At 39.1% G+C, this 6253-nt stretch carries 7 protein-coding genes and 1 pseudogene; 6 read left to right on the top strand and 2 right to left on the bottom strand.

Features of this window, described 5'->3' with window-relative positions; all coding sequences use genetic code 11:
- The first annotated feature begins 296 nt into the window (after window positions 1-296).
- The 6 genes and pseudogenes from VB654_RS24465 to VB654_RS24440 all read left to right on the top strand — a co-directional run bounded on the left by VB654_RS24465 (window position 297) and on the right by VB654_RS24440 (window position 4048).
- The gene (locus tag VB654_RS24465) at window positions 297-701 is read left to right on the top strand and encodes a DUF2267 domain-containing protein (protein WP_323216435.1); all 405 of its coding nucleotides are present in this window, start codon (window positions 297-299) and stop codon (window positions 699-701) included.
- A 50-nt stretch (window positions 702-751) separates the two neighbouring features.
- Window positions 752-1849 carry a DJ-1/PfpI/YhbO family deglycase/protease gene (locus VB654_RS24460; RefSeq protein ID WP_323216434.1) on the top strand — a complete coding sequence of 366 codons (1098 nt, stop codon included), beginning with the start codon at window positions 752-754 and terminating at the stop codon, window positions 1847-1849.
- Window positions 1842-1955 (top strand): annotated as a pseudogene (locus tag VB654_RS24455) (cyclase); the annotation flags it as partial. The gene VB654_RS24460 and the pseudogene VB654_RS24455, both read left to right, overlap by 8 nt.
- Before the next feature lie 20 nt (window positions 1956-1975).
- Window positions 1976-2353 carry a hypothetical protein gene (locus VB654_RS24450; protein WP_323216433.1) on the top strand — a complete coding sequence of 126 codons (378 nt, stop codon included), beginning with the start codon at window positions 1976-1978 and terminating at the stop codon, window positions 2351-2353.
- 38 nt (window positions 2354-2391) lie between these two features.
- Window positions 2392-2730, top strand: coding sequence for a cupin domain-containing protein (locus tag VB654_RS24445; RefSeq protein WP_323216432.1), 339 nt, complete (start codon window positions 2392-2394; stop codon window positions 2728-2730).
- Window positions 2731-3127: 397 nt separating this feature from the next.
- Window positions 3128-4048: a manganese catalase family protein gene (locus VB654_RS24440; RefSeq protein WP_323216431.1), complete on the top strand. Its 921-nt coding sequence runs from the start codon at window positions 3128-3130 to the stop codon at window positions 4046-4048.
- A gap of 130 nt (window positions 4049-4178) precedes the next feature.
- On the opposite strand, the gene VB654_RS24435 is transcribed toward VB654_RS24440, so the two are convergent.
- Entirely contained in the window at window positions 4179-6056 is a 1878-nt protein-coding gene (locus VB654_RS24435) for a hypothetical protein (RefSeq protein WP_323216430.1), read from the bottom strand.
- A 37-nt stretch (window positions 6057-6093) separates the two neighbouring features.
- On the bottom strand, window positions 6094-6234 hold the full coding sequence (locus VB654_RS24430) for a phosphopantetheine-binding protein (protein ID WP_416235707.1): 141 nt from the start codon (window positions 6232-6234) through the stop codon (window positions 6094-6096).
- Between the last annotated feature and the right edge of the window lie 19 nt (window positions 6235-6253).

The raw sequence follows: 6253 nt of genomic DNA, 5'->3' as shown, positions 1-6253 counted from the left end.
TTAAGTAAAAAAATATAGCGATCGCCAAGGCAATTAGGACATAAAAAAATCTCAAAACCTAGTCACAGCAACAATTTGAATTTTGAATTTTGAATTTTGAATTTTGAATTTGGCTATATATCCCCTGAGAACGAAGATAAAATAATTATTAGCTCATAAACTAGCAAGTATAAATTCAAAGTTAAACCTCTTGTAATAATTGCAAAGAGTGTAAGCCTGTATTTTTTTAATTACGAATTACTGTATTTTGGCAATTGCATCTAAAAAAAACCAAGCATTGATATCGGAGGTCGAAAATGGAATATAACGAATTTATTACACACGTACAAAGCCTAGCCCAATCAAATGATCGTGAAGAAACAGAACGTGCTACCCGTGCTACTTTAGAAACTCTCAAAGAGCGTGTTCCCGGCGACGAAGCAAAAGAAATAGCAGCAGAATTACCACAAGAACTAGGCCAATCCTTGCAAGGACGAGAAGGAGAAAGTAGCGAATCTTTTAACCTGCAAGAATTTATTACCCGTGTTAGTCAAAGAGAAAATATAGAACCGACAACAACTGCAATCCATGTCCGGGCTGTATTTGCAGTCTTACAAAACGCCATTAATCCTGAGAAATTTGCCAAATTTCATCATCATTTTTCTCATGATTATGAAGAACTGTTCGCCACATCACCAACGGGTGAAGTTCCAGCAATGTAAGCGGTAATTAATGTATTTATTTGGTTAAGTTCTAACAACAAGGAAAATTAATGACATACTCTAACAATCATTCTGGTAAGAAAAAAGTGGCTATCCTCATTGAAAATGGAATTGAGGATATAGAATTTACAATCCCTTGTCATGGCTTAAAACAAGCGGGAATGGAGGTAGTTGTCCTCGGTTCACGCATGAACGAAAGATATAAGGGTAAACGAGGCAAAGTTTCAGTTCAACCTGATGCTACCACCACAGAAGCCATAGCTGGAGAATTTGATGCCGTGGTCATTCCTGGTGGTATGGCTCCCGACAAAATGCGGCGGAACCCCAACACAGTCCGCTTTGTACAAGAGGCTATGCAGCAAGGAAAATGGGTAGCTGCGGTTTGTCACGGGCCACAACTCTTAATTGAAGGTGATTTGCTCAAAGGTAGAAAAGCCACTGGCTTTAGTGCTATCCGCAAAGACATGATTAATGCAGGTGCAAATTATCTTGATGAGCCGTTAGTTGTAGATAGGAATTTAATTACCTCTCGTGAACCAGGAGATTTACCGATTTTTACCACAGCGCTGCTCAGTCGTTTGGGTTACGGTGGTAAAGATGCTGCACTTCCAGACGAGAAAGATACAACTGCTGAGTGGTGGAAATTGGCTGATGCTTGGGGTGGTTCTACCAAAGGTGAAATCACTAAAGGCTTGAATACAGCGCTGAGTGGTGAGCGTTACTCAATGGAGGCCTTGGAACAGTATGCAGAAAAAGAATCAGATAATCAAGTGCGACTGCTCTTTCAAGAAATGATTGGTAATAGACAGCGCCATATTCAGAAGTTGGAAACCTATCTCGACAGACTCGGTGAAAAACCTTCCATAGTGGCAAATATCGCCAATCAATACGCCAAAGTTAAAAGCGCTTTCACTGGTAGCGATGACATCTATCAATTACGTTGCGCCTTGGGAGATTTACAAACAGGTTTAGGTGATATTAGCAACTTGTGTGCTATGTATACCGACCCCGTAGCAACAGCAATTTTTAAAGAAATTTACCACGATTTGCTCCAATACGAACAGCGTTTAGCAGAGCTATATCGGGGGCGCATAGGCACTGAAATTCAGCCTCCCAAACCCACCACGCGAACAGCAAACCCTATTTAGTGAAGAACCAAAACAGCAAATAGGCGATAATTTACGTCGTTTCAAAATATTAATGGAAACAGGAGAAATTGTTATCACTCAAGGACAACCAATCAGACAAAAATAGTCATAAAATAGGGGACTGTTATGAACCGCGTATTTTCTTGGTTACAGAATACGTTTCTGCGTCAGATTATCATAGTTTTTATGATCAGTTTTGCCTTTTTCTCATTTCAAATTTTTAACTACGGTAACGATATAGCGAAAGCTGACACCGTAAAAACTCCTGAAGGCATTTATTACAAAGGTACGCCTGACGACCAACAGATTGAGAATGCTCAGAAAAACCTCAAAGAAACGGCTGAAAATGCGCGAGAAAAGCTCAACCTAGATGAACCAACACCCAAAGCCACAAAAGAGTTTTTAGATTCAGTCCAAACCCAAGTAGAAGATACCGTTCAGCCAATTACAGGCACTCGACACGGATATTACCAAAAAAATAGACCAGAAACAAACAAGAGATAAACAATATTTTTTCTGTGTACCAAGGTAATTAAATAAATATGACTGACACAAGTGTGAAAAAAATCGACTCTACCCATTCTCCCAAAGGTCAACTCGGTCAGAAATATCTCGCCTCTGGCAAATCTGTTTCTATGCGTCTTTGGGAAGACGAACAACCAAGCGCAGATAAACAACCTACCTCCCGCAACTATGAAACAGTTGGTTATGCAATCAAAGGCCGGGCAGAACTGCACATAGAAGGACAAATGATTTTATTAGAAGCTGGAAGTTCCTGGGTAGTCCCAAAAGGTGCAAACCATACTTACAAAATCCTCGAACCATTTACCGCAGTTGAAGCCACCAGTCCACCAGCACAAATTCATGGACGAGATGATTAAATCAGTTAACAGTTAACAATCTTTTGGGAAAAAGATGCCCATCTAGTACCTACTAAAAACATAAGTAGGGTTTGTTGCACAAGTTATTTGTGAGGATAGGAAACAGGGAACAGTGATTTATTCAACCCACAATTCACACTTTTGATGGTACACCCAATAAAAACCGTTCGGCTGACGCTCACGGCGAAGCCTTGCACCTACTTTCGGGTTTATCAGCCTCAAATCTTTGATTTAACTAGGTTTTCTCTACATCTGTAGTGACAAACTCTGCCATATTTTTATATACCGCCAGCATGATGTAGACATCAAAATTGCTTAGTTTCATAGAAAGCATAAGCAACACCAATAAATTTGAATTAGTGCAATTGTAAATGCCATTAATCAAGTAGGAAACCCAATGTTTTATCACAATAAGAAGTTACAGTACTTCAAGCCACCACAAAAGCCTGATGCCGTCTACGCAATGAAAATGCAGGAACTCATCGGTGGTACATTTGGCGAAATGTCCGTGATGATGCAATACCTGTTTCAAGGTTGGAACTGCCGAGGCCCTGCTAAATACAGGGATATGCTGTTAGATATCGGCACTGAAGAAATCGGTCACATTGAGATGTTAGCGACAACGATCGCCCATCTTCTAGATAAAGCCCCAGTGAAAGTTCAAGAAGAAGGGGCTAAAGATGCTGTAGTGGGTGCGGTAATGGGTGGTAGTAATCCACGAGAGATGATTATGTCAGCAGCCATGAACCCTCAACACGCGATCGTTTCCGGTTTAGGTGCAATGCCAGCTGACAGCGTTGGTTTCCCCTGGAATGGTCGTTTTATCGTCGCTAGTGGCAACCTCATGGCAGATTTTCGCTCTAATCTCCATGCAGAATCTCAGGGACGTTTGCAAGCTGTGCGACTGTATGAAATGTCCGATGACCCTGGGGTGAAAGATACCTTAAGCTTTATGATTGCCCGTGACACCATGCATCAAAACCAGTGGGAAGCAGCCATTGAGGATCTAAAAGAATCAGGACTAGAAAGTACACCGGTTCCCAGTTCCTTCCCTCTGGAATTAGAAAAACGCGAAGTTGCTTATCAGTTCTGGAATCACTCAGAAGGTAATGAAAGTGCCGAAGGTCGCTGGGCAAAAGGGCGTTCAATGGATGGTAAAGGAGAATTCCAGTATATTGAAAATCCCCAACCCCTAGGCCCAGAACCTCAACCACCACAGCCAGAACCAAAATTGCATGGTACGCCCCAATATCGGCAAACAGACGGTGATGGTTCTAGCACCCCTCCTTCAGTTGACCGCGTTCATATCAGCAGCTAAGTAATGCGATGAATTACAGCAGTTTTGAGATCAAAGAATATTGAACCACAGATGAACCTAGATAAATAGACATCTCCAACAAAGAATATAGAGACGTTCCATGTAACGTCTCTCCATGTTTAATGCAGATTCACAGTTCGCATTTTTCTACGTTAGCCTTCAAAGAAGCAAAATGCTTGCCACCTAACTCAATTTGCCCCTCTGCACATCCCGTTTTCAATCTTTCCACAAGGTACTCCAAATCATGCCCGATGAAATTTGTCCCATGATCTGGTTCTACGAGGCTGATTAAGGAAATATCTGTTTTCGCTTGATTTGCTAAACTAGAAATACCTAAAAAATTGAATACTCCTGATTCATAAGTGCCGCAAGGTACAGAAGGATTGTGAACTCCCACACAGTACTCATTCGCTTTAAACCAATCAAATGCCGGATAACCGTGAAAATGGACAATTGGCGCACCATCTTTAATTAAATCTGGCGTATATAAAGCCGCAGACAGACTAATTGCCAGCATTACGTAGATATCATAAGAAGGTTTGATATCTACCTTGTTTGCCTGAATACCTTCAGGTAATTCCAGATATAATTTTTCTTTCAAACCAATTCGGATCACATCATTATTAATATTCAAATTGGTTTTATTTGACCCTGAACGAGCGCTAACTAGCCAAATATCGGGGATTTGCTGAAATTTATCTTCTCCTTGGAGTTTAGTTTTGAGATAACGTCTACCTTGCTCATTTTGACGGAGTTCATTACTGCTAAATCCTTCAACAGATGATAAACTTTCCCATTCAGTTATACTTATTTCCTTAGCACCAAAATATTGTGGAGGTTCAGCGTAAGCCACAAAACCATAAGAAACGCCTGTTCTCCCGTTCACAATTACATTGACAATATCCCTGTGAGATTTTCTTTTAATTACTTCATTGAGTTTAAAACCAGGAGGAAATAAACCAGTTAGTGCCAGTTCTTGTCCTAACTTTACTAATTTTTTAGCAAAGATAGATTTTTCTGGTTGATACGCTCCTATATCAAATCGGTTCAATAAAAGTGGATAAATTGGCACAAAAACTTTCGGAATTAGTGATTTTAAAACAAATTCTCCTATTTCTTTTTTAGAGAAAATAGAATCTGAAAGATTCATGTTTAAAATAGAAATTTTATCAACAGTAACTCCAATGACAATTTCCGAAAAAGTTCTCACTAGAGTGTTTAACCCAATATTAATTTTTTGTTGATATGGTATGACCGGACTAATAAAATCCTGATCAATTTTAGTTAAAGTTATCACCTGAGTATTAGTAGGATCTTCAACATATTTGGCTGCATATTCTTCAGCCCAACTACTAAATTTGGCAATATTTATAACAGACATACCCCGTTCTTTAAACAAAAAATTAGAATAAAATCTGTACCAATTTTCGGCAACACAAATTCCCAAATTTCTGATTACAGATGGAGGATTTTCTACATCAATAACAGCATTGATTTCGGCTCTAACTCCCCTCATCTTAAAAATTTTCTTCTGCTTAATTATAGGCAATAATATGTCATAGATAAACTCTGTAGTTGCTTGCTCCCAAGGAATTATTTGTACGCTATATTCCCTGAAATAATTTTCTAATTCTTGGCGAAATTGTAAAATTTCAGAATTTCTGTAGTTTTTAGGCAAAGGTTTAAATGTAACCATTAACTGTTGAGCCATCTTTTTAGGGTCAATAATAGGTGGCTTATATTCTACAGAGGTTTGATTTACAAATCCCCCAATTAAACGCCCAATAGTGTGTAAATTTAATCCCTGAATTAAAGGCGTAGCTTCAGTATTTGTAGTAATATCTCTGTCGCGGATAAAAGCCAAAATTTCTGTTTTGTAAGCTATGAGATTTGCCTGGATTTCTGGGGTAATTACACCTTTAGGAGAACGAATATTAAGTTGGTTATTATCAACCCAAAGATGAACACCTTTTTGAGTGAGATTTGTGACAATTTCTGATACATTCATAGGTTTAAATTTTCCCAATTGTTGTAAATCTTAGTGATTAAATTTGAAATATATCTGACTCGAAGCTTTCTAAATCTTCGACTAAACGCTGAGATAGTGATGCAATAGTGGGGTAATGCCATAGCACCATAGGAGACAACTTAAATCCCAAAACTTTCTCGGCTTTATTTGCCAGCATCATAGCTTGGACTGAATCT

The sequence above is a fragment of the Nodularia sp. UHCC 0506 genome (assembly GCF_034931045.1).
Taxonomy (GTDB): Bacteria; Cyanobacteriota; Cyanobacteriia; order Cyanobacteriales; family Nostocaceae; genus Nodularia.
The sequence above is the reverse complement of the archived record's forward strand: the minus strand, read 5'-3'. Positions and strand labels throughout refer to the sequence as shown.